A 15,965-nucleotide genomic window follows, 5' to 3' on the forward strand; every position below is an offset into this window, starting at 1 on the left:
ATATACCCAGTTATATCAAGCTAAAGATCGTAGGATATCATCAATTTTTTTGCTGTTCGAAATAATTCCGTTATTCATCCAGGTTAGAAAATCCACTTCGTAAACCTGGTTATGCCGTACAGCTGGTAGATCAAGCCACTCTGGCTGCTTCAGAAGTTCCCTCTCCTTACCTTCTGCCTGGCTGTGCCACTTATCAAATGTAATAAACAGATGATCCGCATGCAACCTATGTAAATCATCTACAGAGAGATTGAACATACCTGGTCTATTTGCCTTAGAAAATACACCTACTGCCGCATGGGAGTGTAAACCAACATCGCCATAAAGGACAGTTGAAACAAAGCCTTGACCTTCATTGGTATATTGAATGATGTGATCTGCCGAAATACGCAGAAAAGCAACCGTTTCGCCTTTCATCATCTGACTCAGTGTATAACTAGCGCTCCTTGCCTTGAAATCATACTTGGCGATCGCATCATCGGCTAACTCCATCCGACCAAAATAATCAGCAACGGTCCGTAGGAGTGTACGCCAGTTATTGGTCTGCTCACGTAGAATACACGTGTTGGATATGCGTCGACACTGCGAATACTGCTGTTGCTCATAACGATCCATAAGTAATATTAGATCCGGTTTATAATTGGAAAGTGTGTCAAAGTTACCACCATTTTCGTCGAACGTCGGAATATGATTTAAGCCTAGGTAGTCTTGTTTACCCCACTTTGCATGACTATATTGGGCGATAGGCTGCATATCTAGAGCAACGATAAAATCCTCCAAATACGGTGCGACTACTCTAAGCTCTCCCTTACGACTCCGACGATATTGTCCTGGAGACATACCCACCGTCTGCTTGAAACGACGATTAAAATAATATTCATTGTTAAAGCCTGCATTCAGCGCAATATCGAGCAACTTATCATCGGCACTTGTGAGCCACCTCTTGGCTTGATTAATGCGTACTTCATTTAAGTACTGGAGCGGTACTTGACCCGTAGCCTCTTTGAACAGACGGGTATATTTCCAGCGATCAATACCTGCGAGAGATGCAAGCTCCTCTACAGTTAGAAGCTCGCGGTAGTATTGATGAATATGCTGTATGCTAAGCTCCACGCCTTGCTGTTCAATATCCGTACCCTTATCTTCGCACGTAAGTGCATTCTGCCGGAATAAGAAGAGCAATAGCTCTTGGAATCTCACAAACCGTTGGAATACTTCAAGCTCATCTCTCGTTCCACGAAGACCATATAATTCATCAAGCAGCTCGATCATCTTCGCAAAAGGTGAGCAGACAAGCTCATCCTTATCCGGTATCAAGCTCGAAGCTGTCATACTATCGCCTGTTGTAAAGCACACTCGGTAATGACTGCAGCTCATAAGTTCCTGATCAACAGATAAAGACCTCCCAGGCTTCTGTAAATAGCATTTCCCCTGTCCCGATCCGCTCGTTAAAATAATCAGTTCATAGTCTTCCTTATCGTTTTGATCCCTGTCGTGCAAATCATTCACTTCTGCTTGCTCACCCGCAACATTGAAGCGAATCGATTGCAGCACGTATTGGACTGCTCGCGCCGTCCCAGCTTGATTGCGCTGTTCAATATCCATCGTTTCAATCTACCGCCTTTTAATTGATATTCATTCTCAATGAATATAGTGTAAAATAAAACGAGCCGCCTATCAACCTTCGTTGAAAAGCAGCTCTTGTTTTATTCTGACGGATGATTCTCCGTCCATGCACTTCATTACTCATGTTTACTTCTGAGAAGTTAGCAAGCGAAGTAATTCATCCATTTTCAGACCATTAGCCGTAATAGCTCCCGTCTGCCAATATGATCTTTCTACTGGATATACATGGCCATTCTTAAATGCAGGAACATTCTTCCACAAAGGATCTGTCTTCATTTCCTCAAGTGCTTTTGTGTTGCTCTCTTCCTCCCATGTTCCGTTGGATGGCAAGATAATAATATGATCTGCGTCAAGCTCTGGAACGACTTCCTTCGACAGGACGATATTGCCCTCCGTCATTGCCTCAGCGAACCCTGGTGCCTTCAGCCCAAGATCTTCATACAAGAGTTGTCCTACAAACGTGTTATGAATACCGAAAATATTAATCGATTTGTCTACCACGTTCATTCGTAAAACAACAACCTTTTCATCCCCGATCGCTTCGTTCAGCTTCGCCTTCACATCGACAACACGTGCATCGTAATCGGCAAGAACCTGCTCCGCCTTGTCACTTAGACCAAGCAATTCTGCAATCAAGGTCAATGTTTTGCGTGAATCTGGAATAACGTCGTCCGGTATGCGAAACGTCGGCGCAACCTTGGAATAGAGTTCGTATTGTGCTGCATCAACCTCTCCAGCGGCGATGATTAAGTCGGGCTCGGCTACAAGCAAAGCTTCGATGTTGCCGGTCACGTCGAACAACGGAACGTCCAGTTTCAAATAATCCTGCTTGCCCCACATTGGGTTGTAATATTGGACAATAGGTGTCACCCCAAGCGCCACCAAGTAATCTTCACGATAGAGAGCAGAGATTCGTTTTGGATTGGTTGGGACCTCTACTTCTCCGAAGCCGTCGTTTACAACGCGCGTTTCCGCCTGAGACGGTACCTCGTTTGATGCTGCAGTGGTCTGTGCCTGCTGATCGGTTGTCACTGGAGCCGCAGCTTGCTCGCCTGCCGAGCCGCAACCCATCACCGTAATCATTGCTGCCGTTATAAGCGACATCCATCCTGTTTTCATAACTCCCCATTTACCCATGATCTAATCCACTCCTAGATGTTTTATGTTTTGTAGCAAAATAATTCGCTTATGTATAATGATAATCATTATCATTTCGCCTGAATAGATTTTACTCCATATTAGAGGCCATGCTCAATATACATTCTCTACAACTGGCCTTATACAAACTCGTCACTAGATTACTCACAAAGATACAAATAATACATTAGTGATCCTGATTCTTATTCAGTTCATCAGCTTACCATTTGCAATAGTTAGAACAAAGGCAGCCCATCAACGTGATGGGCTGCCTTGAATGATAGGTATAATTTAACTACGTTCATTTTATCGAATTTCAATCTTCCATCCTTTTAAATGTTCTGCTCCATAGATAAGGGCATAGTTTTCAATGAATCGTTGGATTGCTGTGATCTGTTCTGACATATCTTTGCGATCCGCTCCCACAATAAATGCAGGATGAATATCATTATCGCTAAACTGTTTCATAAACCACGTTAGTGATTGTACATCCTTGTCTAAGGTGAAATTAAAAGGTTCTTCGAATCCAAAAACTTGATACGGAATTAAATCATGAACCTGAAGAATCCGGTTAAAATTGTTATCTAGGTTACTTATGAGTAAATCAGTAATTCTGATCACATATACAGAAGTTGATCTCGGATCGTAATACCCAAATAGATCAAGATTTATCCATTTATTCGGTATATTGCTTACTGCTTCGTGATTGTGAAATAACCCTTTATGCCTTGGAAGAACGAATGCTGGATCCTTACTCTCTCTGAAGTGCTCCATCATCTCTTGCTTTTTTTTATTTTCATGGCGAAATTCTTTGGGTCCTTCTGGGAAAATCTTATTAAACTTCTGATAGAAATATCTTGGGGAAGAAAAGCCACTATCCATGGATATGTCCACGAGACTTAGATTTGTCGTTAATAATAGTTTTATCGCGTGCTCGATGCGTAAGTAATGGAGTAAATTTTGCAATGTATCTCCTATTAATAACTTAAATTGTGACGATAAATAATCTAAATTCAAATACTCATCCGTCATTGCGGCAATTTCATTCAGAGAAGCTTTGTTGGTGTATCCTTGGTTATTGAATAAATAATTATAGATTTTCCATATTCGTTGCAGCTTAATTGGGTTGCCTTCGAACATTCTTTTGACATCTAAATTCGTGATAAGCAGATCCAACAATGACTCGATTATATTCAATAAAGTCAAAAAGCGTAGCTCACTCTGGTTGTTTACTACTGGAGTTATCAGCGTGCAGATTGCTTCCGATATTTCTTTGACTCGCTCCGAGCCTAAGTATGTTCCAGGGCCGAATTCGTGTGCAAACCAGACTGTGGATAAATCTGAACAGTAATCCTTAGCCAATTCAGCATCAATATTGATAAGTAACACCAAATTCTCATCATTGGTATGTGACAAACGATGAACTTGATTGATATTGAAGATTTCTAGTCCACCAACACTCAATATCCTATTCTCGTCTGCGATGGCTACTTGAATGCTACCCTCTAGCACTATTACCACTTCAATGGAGTTGCTCCAGCGAAACGGCTCATCTTTGATTCTTAGAAATTCCACTTTTAAGGGAGGACTTTGGTTCTGATTACTGTTCACCTTCATTTCCTCCTTTCAACTCAGTGACGATAATTAAGCCACAGACATTATCATTATCTAAGAAATGTACCTTAACCTCTAAGAAATGTGAATTGTTCACTTGGCTTTTTTCTAGGAAAATGAGCTATAGAACAGCAATAAAATTTAGAAAACAGGTTAGGGGAGATTACCGTGGATCAAATTGAAATCACATCGAAGCTTAATCCTCAGCAACAAGCACAGGTGGCTCATTTATTTTATGAAGCTTTTCCATTGAAAGTAAAATATCTTTGGTTTTTTACCAAAACGAGAGAGCAAGCTGTTGAGCTATTAGCTCAATCTATTCAATTTGAACAAGGTATCTATGCAATACGAAATGATGAAGTCATTGGCTTTCTCGGCTACAATCTAGGTAAAAAAGCCTTTGCACCTGCGAAATATAAGGCATTTCAGAAGGTTTATCCTCCATTCGCAGCGATGTGGCGATATTTCTTTTACACCATGTATTTAAGGTTCCATATGTACAATGAGGATATATTACAGATTGACCCTATTGCAGTATCTGAAAAAGCACGTGGTACAGGAATAGGCAAACTGTTGTTAAAGGAGGTAGAACAGCTTGCAAAAACGATGCAAATTACCAAAATAAATCTTGAAGTTGTTGATACGAATCCATCAGCACAGAAATTATATGAACGTTTCGGTTATATGATCAAAAAAGAACTTACATCCGGCTTATTTACTGCAAAAGCAGGCTTCACAAAAGTAATATTCATGCAAAAATGTGTAGAGATCAACAGTCACACCTAATCTCCCGTCACCTCGGATTTTAACTACTGGTTATGGATACAAAATCTCGATTTCCCCTGGAGCATAGGATTGCTCTGCGTATTGCCCGCCCCATCCACATAGCAATTTCAAAATGGGTTCAAGGGATTGACCCAGCTCTGTTGTTGAATATTCAACTTTTGGCGGGACTTGATTGTACATTTTTCGATGAATTAATCCATCAGCTTCTAGCTCTCGAAGAGTTTGAATCAGCATCTTCTGTGAAATGTTGTTTATGAGCCGCTTAAGCTCTCCCGTCCGTTTAGGTCCTTTTATCAAATAATATAGAACAAGTCCTTTCCACTTTCCTCCAATAACCTCTAATGTCACTTCCAGTTCACAGTAATACGTTTTCATATCATGCACCCTCTCTCCAATCTATTATGGAGGAAAAGTTACTAGATGAATAGTACCTACTTTTTAGTGATATAGTCACCAAAAGGTAATAATTGAGTCATTACAAGTTATTTGTTACGCCGAGCTGTTCATTTAATGACATCAAAATAGTTGCATACAGTTGCCGTGGCATATCATGTCTCATGTCTACGGGCACCTAACCACAAGCAAAACAAAAGCAACCGACTCATTGGGTCGGTTGCTTTATCATTTTTCTAAAAACGATAGTCTTCTGATATTCTGAATTATATCCTGTCATTATGTTGATCATTATGATAGGCATTTTCATTATAATAATGTTCAAACTTTTTTTTCATTTTATTAGCGATCAAGTTGGTTCGGCGGGTATGGACAAGGGCTCTAATGACAAAAAACAGAGCGATCAATACGACAATAGAATATATAATATACATAGACAAACTCCTCTCTAGAAGGCAGATGTCCTTCTTTTACCATTCAACCTGGTCAAAACGCATGTCTTTATAGTAGAACTCTCGATCCTGTTCGTTAATCTCACGAAGAACTCTGCATGGATTGCCCACAGCGATTACGTTTGTAGGGACATCCTTCGTTACAACGCTACCCGCACCAACGACACTTCCTTTGCCAATCGTGACTCCTGGTAGAATGATTGCTCCTGTCCCGATCCACGCCCCATCTTCAATGACGACGGGTAATGCAAACATCCCGCCTTCTTTGCGCTTCTCAGGGTGTACCGGATGACTCGTTACAGCAATTGTTACATTTGGGCCAAACATCACATCATTCCCAATCGTGACTTTGTAATCATCAACCACGGTTAGATTGAAATTGATATATACATTATTGCCTACGCTCGTATTTGAGCCGTATGCCATGCGGAGTGGCGGCTCCATCCACACATTTTCGCCTATGCTACCAAACAGCTGTTTCATTAATTTCTTGCGCATCTCAACATCATCTGGGTGCAAATTATTGATTTCATAGCATAGTGCCTTACCTCGTTGGCGTGCTTTGGCTAACTCTGCAGCCTCTTTCGGATAATTGGCATCATCATCTGTAAATAGTTGTTTGCTTGCCATACGTTCTTGAATATTCATATCATCTTCTCCTTTATGAAAAAGCTATTATATATAAGAGTACATTACATAATCCTTAGTGATGATTAGGTTTATGTAAAGTTTCTAGTTAAGTTGTTCAGCCACTTAAATTGACGATAACGGGTGAAAGCAATAGGCAATTTAATTAATTCATCTAAGCTGATGACGATATATAAAAAAATGGGAGACACTTGCCAAACAAAAGCACACAGATAACTAAGGGGTAGAATAATAAACCACATCACAACTGTGTCGCACCATAATCCAAACTTCGAATCTCCACCAGCCGGGAATATGCCCGCTATAGTTGTGGAGTTAAACGATTTTGCAATGCAGTAATACGCACTAATGTATAACATCCCATCCAGATAACCTTGAGCAGCGGGGTTCAAATTAACGATGGAGTAGACCAAAGGCCTAATGAGCAGAATTGTGCAACCGGCAATGACTCCAAAAATCAATGCGTAATAACACATGTTGTTACCCGCATACCTTGCTTTCTCCATTTCACCCTGTCCCAGATACTTTCCAACCAGCACAGATCCGCCGGTAGCTATACCTCCACAGAGAACAACCGCCAAGTTTTTAACGACAGATGCGATGGAGTTCGCTGCTACCATATCGGAATTCACATGACCTATAATGGCAGCCGTCGCGGTAAGTGCTCCTCCCCATACGATATAATTCCCCTGTACTGGCAGCGTATATGTCAAAAAATCCTTTAATAGATTACGCTGAATACGGTCACGTACCGGTAAACGAAAGCGAATTGATCCTTTTATTAAGGAATGAATCACACAACATGCTAGTTCAATCATACGTGCCAATACCGTGGCAAGAGCTACTGCCGTAATCGCAAGTTCCGGATGGGATGGGAATAATACAAAAATGCAAATGGCATTAAATATAATGTTTAAGACCAAACATAAAGAACTAATCCACGCAGTGAGTTTTGCATTTTCCATACTTCGAATCACACTGAGATACATCTGCGATAATCCCATCACAAGGTAAGAAAAGGAATTAAACTGTAAAAACCTTGACCCATATTGAATCAGTTCAGGATCATTGGTGAATAAGTTCATCAGTGCGTCGGGAATCAACAAAGAAGACAAGAAAAACAGAATCGATATACCTAAGGAGAACACGCAGGCAATACTAAGAATGCGCTGTATGGTGGGTGTATCCTTCTTCCCCCAATACTGAGCCGTGAGGATACTCGCCCCCGCTGACAACCCCATGTAAAACAATGTTAATGTAAACGTGACTTGTCCTGCGAGTGATACGGCTGCCATTGCAGATTGACTTATCATACCCAACATAATGACATCAACAGATATCACCGTTGCGGATATTAGGTTTTGTAGTGCAATGGGGATCACAAGCGATATTAACTCTCGATTAAAGTCTCGTTTGCCGAAACCCTGAAGTTGCATGCGTTTTCTCACCTATATCGTTCCTCTCTGTTGTTTTGCATAATATAAGAATAGGACACAATGATTGTTGTTTCCATCAATATTGGCTATACTTTTATCAATATCGTACACATTTGTGTGAAGAAGGGATTCTCAATGACAGACTTAGAGGTGTTCTCTGATTTATCAGAACGGTTGAATTATAATCTTCCTGATTTACCGCTTTATGTCCGCAAGGGAAGCCTTCATCAATTTAACAATCATGCAGCAGTTGCACATTGGCACGTGGATCTGGAGTTTATATATGTAATAAAAGGATCGATGGATTTCTCTGTGAATGGAAGTATCACTCGATTGCATCAAGGCGATGGACTTTTTGTTAATAGCCAACGCTTGCACTATGGTTACGCCATTGCGGATCATGACGATTGTTCGTTCCTTGTGGTCGTTATTCATCCCTCTATCCTTGGTGAGAAGGCTTCATATATCCAAACGTACTGGGAGGAGAAGTTCAGTTCCAAGATGGCTGATTTTGTTGTGCTCATGAATCAGGAGGACTGGCAACAAGATATATTACTGTCCATTCAGGAACTCTATCGGGAAATGCACACGGAGCATAGACATCCCAATCCACTTCGTTTGGTAGCCCAAGCGTTATCGTTGAGTGCTACAATTGGCGATCAGTTAAAGCCCGTTTCCGGTCAACCTGGCGTACTAACGCATGTTCAGGAAATGACTCATTTCATTCATCAGAACTATGATCAAAAGATAACGCTTGAAGAGATCGCATCCGCCGGAGCTGTTTGCAGAAGCCGTTGTTGCCAATTGTTTAACAAATATGTGGGTCAATCGCCGAGCAACTATGTGACCCAATATCGACTCCAGAAAAGCTGCGAAATGTTAAAAGAAACACGGAGATCCATAAGTGAAATTGCACTTGCCTGTGGTTTTCAAAGCTCTAGTTATTTCTCGTCCATTTTTCGAAAACAGATGGGCATAGTCCCACAGCATTATCGCAAACAAGTTACGATCAACGACTCCAATTAGCATTTCTTATCCAATAAAAATAGGGCAATCATAAGATTGCCCTGTCATTTTGAACATGAATACCTGTGGGTAGACCAGTATTATTGCAAATCCAGTATTTTTTGAACCGTTAGAAGAACGCCATTCTCTTCATTGGATTTCGTAATAAAGCTCGCTGCTTTTTTCGTATTATCACAAGCGTTACTTACTGCAAAACTATATTTGGCGATGGCCATAAGTTCCACATCATTCTCACCGTCACCAAATGACATCGTTTCTTCGTAAGTGACACCCAACATTTCTTGCAGTTTCTTAACCGTCTCTCCTTTGTGGGTGTGCAATGCCGTAATATCCAGCCATTTAGCCTCCGAGTCAACAATGTAAATTTGTCCACTCAACGTATCCTCCACATGCGCTCTTAATGCTGTGCTACGACCTTCAGTATCAAAGACCGTAATTTTGATAAAACGACTCTCAATTGTTTCAAAGGAATCTGTTTTAATTACACGCTCATAGGAGCCTTTAACCACTTTGTACATATCTTCTGAAATGGAAGAATGAACGTAAGCAGCATCGCTTGCACATACGATAAGAGTCATCGTTTTATCGAAGTCCTGAATTCGATCAATCGCCTTCAACGCAAGATCCTTGTCTATGCTGAACTCTTTAATAACTTCACCATCTTTTTTAATTCGAGCAGCGCTGTCACCCAGGATCCAAACGCCTTTGCCATGTTCATCAAACAGTTTCTCTACACGTTCACATTGTTTCCCGGTACATGCGACGAAAGTAACTCCTTTTTGCTGCATTTCCGCATACACTTTTTTAAAGAGCTCGACATCGTACGAACCCTTATTGTTCAGAAACGTTCCATCTAAATCAGTAACTACCAGTTTAATCATCGTTATGACCTCCATGTTTTAAGTATGTCCTTTTTATCCTGTTTGATTGAGATGATCTTCTTTATTTAGACACTTTATAATGGATATTTAATAAGTGTCCAAAAAAAAGGTTTATCATGTGTTGCCTACAACTATGAATATGATCTCTCGCTACAAAGCAAGATTAAGATATGTAACTGGTTTCATGTCAACATTTTTTTTTTGAATTCATGATTACCAAATGGTCTTTAAATTAATAATGTTACAAACAGAATCTGCCGTAACATGAGCATAATCGCCGCAACTCTATCCTGTGAATGGTTACGGCGATGGACTTCAGAAGCTCTATAAACTTGTAAGCTATCTACTATTATTGATAAGGCCCCTCTTTGTCCTTTTTTACTATATTCATGGAAAACTGAACACCAATCATTAACATCACAATGACCAGCATGGCTATAATCGGAGCGTAAAATTGACCTGTTAGATCGAACATCCACCCGATAAAAAGTGGTCCAAAAGCACCCAGAATATAACCTCCCATCTGTGACATGGCCGACCAAGTTCCCGCTTCCTCTGCAGAACGTGTTTCCATAATGGGCAGCATCAGCGCTAGAGGAAATAATCCGCCGGCACCGATTCCTAAGAAAAGCACGGCTGGAAGCATGGGAGCCGATAATAAAAGTAATACCAGACCGATAAGCTCTGATACACTGCACAAGACAAGCAGTAATTTAGGATTACCTGTGCGATTCACGATGCCTGGAACCAGCAAAGCAATGGGAACCTGAATCAAGGTGAACACGGTCAGCAGCATTGCGGCGTATTGCGAACTGTATCCAAAACTTAGAGCAATGGGCGAAATCCAGGCCGTTAAGGCATAGAACATACTAGCCATGAAGCCAAAGAACAAGGTGAATTGAATCGCTTTTTTGTTACCAAGCGGTAGTCTGAGATGCCGAGTCTTGTTGCCGGAATGTTGTTTTTGCCGTATCAGTGCAATCCACACGATTAGAGCGACAATCCCTAAGGCAGCCCAGCATGACGTAGCCAATGGCAGGTTATTCTCACTTTGAGTATAGATTGGAATGGTTAAGCCCGAAGCAAGTGCTGCGCCAATTGTCATTGATACCGAGTAAATACTAACAACACCCGGACTCGTTGGAAAATATTTTTTGATAAAACTAGATAGTAAAGGTCCGGCGAAGCTGATCCCGATCCCCCCTGCCAGAGCAGTCACAAGAAGTATTGTGACAGATTCATTGATACCACGCATGATCGTAGCCACGGTGATGAGCAGTAACGCAATACATAGTGTCCGCTCCAAACCAAAGCGTTGGCTTAGTGTTGTGGCAACCGGGGCAAACAGTCCCATACATAGGACGGGCAGTGTAGTCAGTAGGCTAGCTGTCAAAGCACTTATGCCTAGCTCGGATTGAATAGCACCCATCATGGAGGCAACCGATGTAATGATGGGGCGTAAATTCAAAGCCGCTATAAATAGAGCGAATACATAGAATGCTTTTTTCATATGACTCTTCCTTTCCATTCGTGTTGATGTCACTATGAGTATAAGTGGGCAGCATTCATTGATCAATCCAATAATTCGTATTATTATGATAGTAAAATACTATGATAAGCAGAAAGGAAACATCTATGGATACTCGTAACATTACGTATTTTATGGCTGTCTTTGAGCATCTTCATTTCACGAGAGCCGCAGAACTACTCGGAATCTCACAGCCTACGCTTAGCCAGCAGATTCGTCTGCTTGAGGCAGAGGTAGGTATGCCGCTCTTTGATCGTATTGGCAAAAAAGTAGTAGCAACCGAAGCGGGTAGGCTACTTCATCAATATGGTATGAAGATGCTTCAGGCTGAAATGGATGCAAAGAATGCGATTAAAGAATTGCGATCCGAGAATCGTGGAACCATTCGGCTAGCTGTATTACCTTCCGATCTTGACTTCCAGCTCGTTCCGTTGTTCGTTGGTTTCAAGACCCGTTATCCTGAAACTAGCCTGCAAGCATTCTCAACGATCTTCGTTCGAGAGGAAGTCCTAGCACATAAAGTAGACCTTGGAATTGGTCTGAGTGGTTCTTTAGACAAACGCCTGGTTCAAATTCCACTGGGAAGCGAGCCTTACGAATTGTTTGTCCATTCAGCAAGTGAACTGGCGAAGCGGCAGGAGATTACGCTCGAAGAACTGACTCAGCATGCTCTGGTAATGTACCCGAAGGGGTATCTGGGCAGAGATTTGGTGGATAACGTTTGTCGGGAGCAGGGCATTGAGTTAAATACCGTCATGGAGGTGGGATCCGCTTCCTCTTTATTACAATTGGTGGAGGCTGGCATCGGTGCGACCATTCAACCGAAGGAGTTACTGAAACAACATCCGGAATGGTCACATATCGTATCGATTCCCATAGCTGACCCTGCTCCCATTCGTCATCTGGAGTTAACCTATTATGCTGACCGGTTCATCAGCAAGGCACAGCAGCAGTTAACAGAATCGCTTATTAAATTCTTTACATCCAGAGGGGGTGGAGAAGACTTGGAATTGCGAGGTTAAATAAGCATAAAATAATTGCTCTTACCGTTGTGAATTCTATAGTTGGACTGCTTCACCTGAACAACTTCAACTGGCTAAACCAAAACAAAAAAGCCGCCAAATAGCGACTTCGATAGGGTTATATTCTTAACCCTCAATATCTGGGATTACTACATTATCATATCAGCTCACTCGAGAATAATTGAATTCGACATAATACCTTGTAAAAATTCATCAAGATGCTCTGCCACTTTGGTGACTTCTTCAAATTCAGGTTCTTCTCCACGCACGATTGTACCTATTTCGTTGGATAAATCAATTGCATAGAACGAATTCACTTTGACTCTTGGAATTGGTTCACACTTATACGGTTGTCATTGTTGGTCAATTCTAATCCTCGTCTTCACTAAGATACACATATTCACCGTCAATAAGCATTTGTAAATACGCATCAAAACTGTTCGCAATCACGGCATATTCATCTGGGTCATGCAAAAAGCGGATGATTTGACCCTTAACCCCTAGATCAGAAGGGTTAAAATCAATATAAAGTCTTGATGTTCCCCCATTGTTCATACAATCTGAGAAATGAAGATATTGGCCTGGAAGTAGCCCCTCTGAATTTATTTTAGGGTCAACGGCCTCCTCTTCCTCTTCCTCTTCCTCTTCCTCTTCCTCTTCCTCTTCGTATTCCAATAGATAGGACACATCTTCCTCTTGTTTCGAACTTTTGAGCATTTCCTCAGTGGAAAGTAAATAATATGGATATCGACCTTCTTCAACATCAGAGCCTAGAATGCAGACCGTAATTTCTTTGTCTCCGTACTTCCTCCAATATGTACCATCTATATTCTCTAGCAAACGTATTAACGATTCTGGACAATCAGGATACTGTGCCCTCAGTGTATCAATATCCTCTTGTGCAGCACCATGTGCGGTGTTTAGATCATCAAGCTCTTCTGCTGATAACCTTGCTCTTAAGCCATTTAAAAATTGGTTTACTAAATCCATGGTATTGCCCTCCCAAATAAATAATAGAAATTCCGCTTAAATAAACAGATAAACTGAAGTCAAACTATTGTTTTGTTAAAATAGTTTTGCTCTTCCATACCATCGTTTATATCAAGTCCAGTTTATCATTTTTAACTAGCAACTCTCCAGTTAGGTTGGCAACTTGATTGCAACTTGGCTAAACTTAGCTAACATTACAAAACTTCAACGAGAACATGCTTTAATCCTGGTTCAGCATCAAAAACAACCGATAAATCTTATCGGCTGTCTGTTAAAGTTATGAAATTTATCATGTACTTAAGTATGATTAGTAAATCGTCGGAACCATTCCACCATCCATTCGGATCGGGGAACCTTTAAATGGTGTTGCGAACGGGCTGCAAACAAATGTCGTAAGTCTGCCGATCTCGCTTGGTCTAATGAAACGTTGTAACTCCGATTGCGGAAGATTCGCGGCCATAAAGGTCTTCTCTTTTTCTTCAAAGGTCATGTTCTCATCCTGTATGACGCTCTCAATAATCTGTTGTACATTCTCTGAAAGTGTCGGTCCAGGCATAATCGTATTAATCGTGACTTCCGTGCCTACTGTTAATTTGGATAGACTCTTGGATAAAGAGAGCAGCATGGATTTCGTTACGGCATATTGAGGCATATATCCAGGCATTACCGCTTCTTCACTTGCAATAAAGACAATCCGGCCAAAACTATTGTTCAACATGGTAGGCAGATAAAATCGGGTCAGCGCATCTGCGGATAACACGTTGGTCTGAATGTATTTTTCCCATACGGCATCATCTATATCATAATATGACATCAGCTCATAAATTCCGGTGTTATTGATCAGAATATCAACCTGTGGGAACTTCGCAAATAATGCTTCACGCTCTGCAGAATTAACAATATCGGCTGCTGCATTTTGAGGAGACGTATTCGGATAGGTAGACTTGATTTCATTTACAACGTTTTCTACCTCATCATAATTCCGTCCATTGATCAGTACATTTACACCTTCTTTAGCCAGTTCGATGGCAATGGCTTTACCGATTCCTTTCGTCGAACCTGTTACCAATGCTGTTTTATGATTCAATCCCATGTCCATGATCGTATTCTCCCTTGTCTGTTCTAGTTGTTGGTTCTCGATGATTGATTATTAATGAGTGTGTCCGCCTGAAAATGAAGGATGATCTCCTGAGTTTGCATCCCCCTCCGCATGCTCAATGCGCCAATTGGCAGGCGTATCGCCTTCCCAAGTGCGGAATGCACGGTAAAATGAATTTTGATCTTCATATCCGATCAGAAAAGCCACTTCCTTGATATCAAGTGATAAATCTGACAAATACATCCGTGCTTGTTCATGCCTTGCTTGTGTGAGCAAATGGTTAAATGTCGTGCTTTCATCGGTTAGTCGACGCTGCAAAGTCCGATTGCTCATACCAAGTTCTTTAGCGACCATGTGCACATCAGGACGCCCAGCGCTGAAGCTGCGCTTCATAATCCATTTGACCATCTCCGAGAAGGAACGATTCCCTTGATGTTCATGTAACGTGCGATCCAGTGCAGGAGTCAGAATCTCAAGCAACTCTTCATTGTAAGTACGAAAAGGAAGATCCAGATCTGTCCGATGTAACATCAAACGATTGCGATTGGCATCCGTTCGAACCTGGCATCCAAAGTAGTCTTCAAGAGCCTGAATGTCTCCCATCGGCTGTGAAAACTCTACAGTTCTTGCCGTCAGATGCCGGCCTGTTCCTCGTCGTCCCAATTCGAGAAGGAAAGCTAGCGTAATGCCCACCAGAAGCGGTGGACACGCTTGATCCGTAACCAACCATTGCAGATCTATGGTACATTCTTCGCGATCTTCAACCATCTCTAAACTTTCTGGAGGACACAGCTGTTTATATCGAGCCATCCGTTGTAGTGCATCGCGATAATCACGTGCGTGAAAAGTGGCTAATATAGGGGGTGGATATTTCGTTACCTCATAAATGGTTGCAAGTTGGATCATCCCGTGAGCAATATCACCTGCGAGATCTGAATATGCCTGCCAGATTGCGTAATATTGAGTGATATTCACCGATGAATCGGAAATAATCGTAAGTGGTAAACCGGCCTTGCGTGCTACATCATGTGAGTTAATGCCGATCTGACGTAGTCCTTCCCAGAATCCCGATGGCATCTTAATACGTTCAAATGAATCGCTTGTCATTGATGTGCACCTCCTTCTGCTGACTGACAAACTCGGATGACATGCATCCTTCGCTGACTTGCAAATACAATGATACTCTTAGGGTTTATATATGTAACTAGCATAACATGACAACCTACTAACACATTGCGCCATGCTCATCTCATCGCGATAATTGGAGCATATCAGGTGCCAATACGTTTAATAGCCAAGAAGTAATTGTTTTGGGTTTTGGACATCT

General features: G+C 41.5%; 14 protein-coding genes and 1 pseudogene. 3 read left to right on the top strand and 12 right to left on the bottom strand.

The annotated features are described in order from the left end of the window. Nucleotides 1-15: 15 nt before the first annotated feature. The 3 genes from V6W81_RS15825 to V6W81_RS15835 form a co-directional block, all read right to left on the bottom strand. The gene (locus tag V6W81_RS15825; protein WP_338539672.1) at nucleotides 16-1,605 is read right to left on the bottom strand and encodes a helix-turn-helix domain-containing protein; all 1,590 of its coding nucleotides are present in this window, start codon (nucleotides 1,603-1,605) and stop codon (nucleotides 16-18) included. 147 nt (nucleotides 1,606-1,752) lie between these two features. Then, nucleotides 1,753-2,763, bottom strand: a complete 1,011-nt coding sequence (locus V6W81_RS15830) for an ABC transporter substrate-binding protein (protein WP_338539673.1) — start codon at nucleotides 2,761-2,763, stop codon at nucleotides 1,753-1,755. A 306-nt stretch (nucleotides 2,764-3,069) separates the two neighbouring features. After that, nucleotides 3,070-4,374, bottom strand: coding sequence for a helix-turn-helix domain-containing protein (locus tag V6W81_RS15835; protein ID WP_338539674.1), 1,305 nt, complete (start codon nucleotides 4,372-4,374; stop codon nucleotides 3,070-3,072). 171 nt (nucleotides 4,375-4,545) lie between these two features. On the opposite strand from V6W81_RS15835, the gene V6W81_RS15840 reads away from it, so the two are divergent. Next, nucleotides 4,546-5,163 carry a GNAT family N-acetyltransferase gene (locus V6W81_RS15840; RefSeq protein ID WP_338539675.1) on the top strand — a complete coding sequence of 206 codons (618 nt, stop codon included), beginning with the start codon at nucleotides 4,546-4,548 and terminating at the stop codon, nucleotides 5,161-5,163. Between the two features lie 30 nt (nucleotides 5,164-5,193). Here V6W81_RS15840 and V6W81_RS15845 read toward each other — a convergent pair whose 3' ends face one another. The 4 genes and pseudogenes from V6W81_RS15845 to V6W81_RS15855 form a co-directional block, all read right to left on the bottom strand. After that, entirely contained in the window at nucleotides 5,194-5,538 is a 345-nt protein-coding gene (locus tag V6W81_RS15845; RefSeq protein WP_056691034.1) for a winged helix-turn-helix transcriptional regulator, read from the bottom strand. A gap of 488 nt (nucleotides 5,539-6,026) precedes the next feature. Next, nucleotides 6,027-6,242, bottom strand: a complete 216-nt coding sequence (locus V6W81_RS29225) for a DapH/DapD/GlmU-related protein (protein ID WP_430701359.1) — start codon at nucleotides 6,240-6,242, stop codon at nucleotides 6,027-6,029. A gap of 234 nt (nucleotides 6,243-6,476) precedes the next feature. Next, a pseudogene (locus tag V6W81_RS29230) lies at nucleotides 6,477-6,656 on the bottom strand (maltose acetyltransferase domain-containing protein); the annotation flags it as partial. A gap of 71 nt (nucleotides 6,657-6,727) precedes the next feature. Beyond that, on the bottom strand, nucleotides 6,728-8,092 hold the full coding sequence (locus V6W81_RS15855; protein ID WP_338539677.1) for an MATE family efflux transporter: 1,365 nt from the start codon (nucleotides 8,090-8,092) through the stop codon (nucleotides 6,728-6,730). Nucleotides 8,093-8,227: 135 nt separating this feature from the next. Between V6W81_RS15855 and V6W81_RS15860 the strand changes: the two genes are divergently transcribed. Further along, a complete protein-coding gene (locus V6W81_RS15860) occupies nucleotides 8,228-9,118 on the top strand; it encodes a helix-turn-helix transcriptional regulator (RefSeq protein ID WP_338539678.1) in 891 nt (296 codons plus the stop codon). 80 nt (nucleotides 9,119-9,198) lie between these two features. Here V6W81_RS15860 and V6W81_RS15865 read toward each other — a convergent pair whose 3' ends face one another. Together V6W81_RS15865 and V6W81_RS15870 are read right to left on the bottom strand one after the other, a co-directional pair. After that, the gene (locus tag V6W81_RS15865) at nucleotides 9,199-9,999 is read right to left on the bottom strand and encodes an HAD family hydrolase (RefSeq protein WP_338539679.1); all 801 of its coding nucleotides are present in this window, start codon (nucleotides 9,997-9,999) and stop codon (nucleotides 9,199-9,201) included. Between the two features lie 349 nt (nucleotides 10,000-10,348). Continuing rightward, a complete protein-coding gene (locus tag V6W81_RS15870; RefSeq protein WP_338539680.1) occupies nucleotides 10,349-11,509 on the bottom strand; it encodes a CynX/NimT family MFS transporter in 1,161 nt (386 codons plus the stop codon). Between the two features lie 125 nt (nucleotides 11,510-11,634). On the opposite strand from V6W81_RS15870, the gene V6W81_RS15875 reads away from it, so the two are divergent. Beyond that, nucleotides 11,635-12,549 carry a LysR family transcriptional regulator gene (locus V6W81_RS15875; RefSeq protein WP_338539681.1) on the top strand — a complete coding sequence of 305 codons (915 nt, stop codon included), beginning with the start codon at nucleotides 11,635-11,637 and terminating at the stop codon, nucleotides 12,547-12,549. Nucleotides 12,550-12,918: 369 nt separating this feature from the next. Here V6W81_RS15875 and V6W81_RS15880 read toward each other — a convergent pair whose 3' ends face one another. The 3 genes from V6W81_RS15880 to V6W81_RS15890 form a co-directional block, all read right to left on the bottom strand. Beyond that, nucleotides 12,919-13,539, bottom strand: a complete 621-nt coding sequence (locus tag V6W81_RS15880) for an SMI1/KNR4 family protein (protein WP_338539682.1) — start codon at nucleotides 13,537-13,539, stop codon at nucleotides 12,919-12,921. A gap of 307 nt (nucleotides 13,540-13,846) precedes the next feature. After that, on the bottom strand, nucleotides 13,847-14,638 hold the full coding sequence (locus V6W81_RS15885; protein WP_338539683.1) for an SDR family NAD(P)-dependent oxidoreductase: 792 nt from the start codon (nucleotides 14,636-14,638) through the stop codon (nucleotides 13,847-13,849). Nucleotides 14,639-14,689: 51 nt separating this feature from the next. Then, nucleotides 14,690-15,745, bottom strand: a complete 1,056-nt coding sequence (locus V6W81_RS15890) for an AraC family transcriptional regulator ligand-binding domain-containing protein (protein ID WP_338539684.1) — start codon at nucleotides 15,743-15,745, stop codon at nucleotides 14,690-14,692. Nucleotides 15,746-15,965: the final 220 nt, after the last annotated feature.

Origin of the sequence: Paenibacillus tundrae (genome assembly GCF_036884255.1) — a bacterium.
GTDB lineage: Bacteria > Bacillota > Bacilli > Paenibacillales > Paenibacillaceae > Paenibacillus.